The 2,301-nt window shown below is 33.0% G+C and carries 3 protein-coding genes; all 3 read right to left on the bottom strand.

Features of this window, described 5'->3' with window-relative positions; genetic code table 11:
* Nucleotides 1–133 precede the first annotated feature (133 nt).
* A complete protein-coding gene (locus tag H7U19_RS16755; protein ID WP_183490558.1) occupies nucleotides 134–679 on the bottom strand; it encodes a DUF5063 domain-containing protein in 546 nt (181 codons plus the stop codon).
* A 181-nt stretch (nucleotides 680–860) separates the two neighbouring features.
* Nucleotides 861–1,241: a hypothetical protein gene (locus H7U19_RS16750; protein WP_186564031.1), complete on the bottom strand. Its 381-nt coding sequence runs from the start codon at nucleotides 1,239–1,241 to the stop codon at nucleotides 861–863.
* A 158-nt stretch (nucleotides 1,242–1,399) separates the two neighbouring features.
* On the bottom strand, nucleotides 1,400–2,002 hold the full coding sequence (locus tag H7U19_RS16745) for a hypothetical protein (RefSeq protein WP_186564030.1): 603 nt from the start codon (nucleotides 2,000–2,002) through the stop codon (nucleotides 1,400–1,402).
* Between the last annotated feature and the right edge of the window lie 299 nt (nucleotides 2,003–2,301).

Here is a 2,301-nt window from a genome sequence, read left to right as displayed (position 1 = left end):
GTGGCAAACAAGTTGTTGAAACAGGCCTTTGCCATAGCAAAATCAGGAAGGCCTTACGATGAAAACTTTGTTTCGAGATTGGTTTAAAAAAGCTTGTTTTTTAACTCAGTTCTTTGTTAGCCACAGTATTTATTCAAGTTGTTGTTTTTCCATCGTAATATATGTAGTGCAAAGCTCTTATTGCATTCACACAATGATTTCCCCAATGAGTGGTAAATCCGAATTTCAATTGCCAAAGTCCATCTTCGATTGCCTCGTCTGTTCCGATTTGGTCTATTTTATAGAGTTCTTCTTTTAAATCCGCATAAATATCCGCAACATCATCGACTAACCAACCTTGTGTTGGCTCGTTTTCATTTTCGTAAGTTGGGTCAAAAACTTCCCAATAAAAACATTCTTTTCCAAGTGAGGAAATCAGATTTACGTTCTGTTCTTTTAGTTTCTCTCTCGTAAAAGTTTCAAATTCCGATTTTTCGCTTGAGTGAATTAATTCGACCGATTTCAGAGAAATTCCAGCGTTATATAATTCAGTCAGTTTTTTATGGATTTCAGGATAAAATTCTTTTTCCTTTATTTCTTTATTTTCAATCAGTTCAATAAATCCACGAGCAACTTTTAGGAAATCTTGAGTTTCCTTTGATTCAAGTAATGATTGTATTTCTTTAGTCAAGTTTTGCATTCGTGGTCATATTGTGGCTAACGGTCTCGTATAACCGTCAGTTACGGGTTTTAAATTACTATTTTTCGATTAAGCACTGACGCTCGCAATTCCGAGTGGATTCGGACGTAGTCGAATCCGCCGTAATTGCGGTTATACATTGTTACCTGCTGGCTTTTATTTTTCACGTTCAGTTTTTAAATCAATAATGCACAAAATAAGAATCCGTTTCCTTTCCATCGTCAACCATTCTTATTCGGACATCGAACAATTCAGTCAAAATTTTATCTTTAGTAGAGTTGTCAAATTCCTCAAATTCCAAATCCACAATATGTTCAGAGATTTTGTCTCCGTTATGCAATTTTTCCGCCACAATTTTTTCAATCAGAATGTTCAATTCGGGTGATGGAATTTCTTTTTCGGATTTGTGCCAAATAAATTCTTGTCGTTCTTCTAAGTCATTTTCGTCATAGATTGCGATTCCGCTTATCGAATTAACCGTTTCGTTAGTTAATTCAATTTTTTCAACTCCGTATAATTTCAGATATGATTTTAAAAAATTAAGCCTGTTCGATTTACTCATTTCGTTTTTTTCAGCTTGCAGGTAACGGTAAAGTGTATGATTTCGTTGCGTGTTTAAGCACTAAAGTTAGCAAATAAATCACAGATAGAAAGTCCGCGAGGACTTTCGTAAGTAGTCAATTACTAGCAATGAATTATACACATTGTTACCACACGTTTTTAATTCGGATAAATTGATAATCTTATTTGATTATAAGAACCTTTAGGGTTTCCAAAAGCAAATAAATATGCATTCATTCCGTTTTTATTCAGCCATTTTATTCCGTCTCGATAAGTTTCATCATCTTTTTGGTTTTCAGACTGTATTTCCGAAAAGGTTGGTTCTCCGAACTTTTCAGTTAGCATTTGAGTCAATTCCGTAAATTTTTTCTTGAACGTTTTTTTTGTTTTCAAATTTTGTTTCTCCGTTTTGAAACTTTTCTTTTTTAAGTCATTCCACTCGTAAGTAGTAACTCGAATTGAACTGTCCTTTGTGAAATAGTAACCAACTTTGAGTGAGAAATTCGGTTTTATAATTCGCTTAAAATCTCGAGAAATTTCAAGTTCATAATTGTCTTTATTCGGATAAATATTTTCTCCAAGTCCAACTTTATGTGTTCGAGTAATATCTTCAGACTTTAGTTTTTTTTCAAGTTCTAGTGCGTAATTCAGATTCAGATTTTCATAATTAAAAATCCGTTCATTTTGGAATACTTTTTTTGAAGTTCCGCATCCAACTAATAAAGTCAGAAAGATAATTGATATGACTATTGTTTTTCTCAAATGTGTGGTAACGGTTTTGTGTATGGCTCGTTGCGTGTAAATTAGCGATTAATTTTCGGTTGAGCCACAAGCCAGATTTTTAAATTTTACTATTTATATTTTTTATTGGAAATCGTCAAATTTAAAAATTTGGCGACTTTCCAAATATACCTTAACGTCGATTAAGCAACTGAACAGCAATGAGCTATACACGTCTTAAGTTTGTCTTTCATTAAATTTAACCAATAATCAGAAAGAACAAAAGAGAGAAATAAGGTTAGTATACACGGTGAAGCTTTGGACTTCGACAACATTGATAA

Source organism: Hyunsoonleella aquatilis, assembly GCF_014270105.1.
Taxonomy (GTDB): Bacteria; Bacteroidota; Bacteroidia; order Flavobacteriales; family Flavobacteriaceae; genus Jejuia; species Jejuia aquatilis.
This window is presented reverse-complemented; position numbering and strand designations above follow the sequence as displayed.

Coding starts and splice junctions, on each gene's coding strand:
- H7U19_RS16755 (WP_183490558.1), bottom strand. CDS start 679: ATGCAAAACTTGACTAAAGAAATACAATCATTACTTGAATCAAAGGAA.
- H7U19_RS16750 (WP_186564031.1), bottom strand. CDS start 1,241: ATGAGTAAATCGAACAGGCTTAATTTTTTAAAATCATATCTGAAATTA.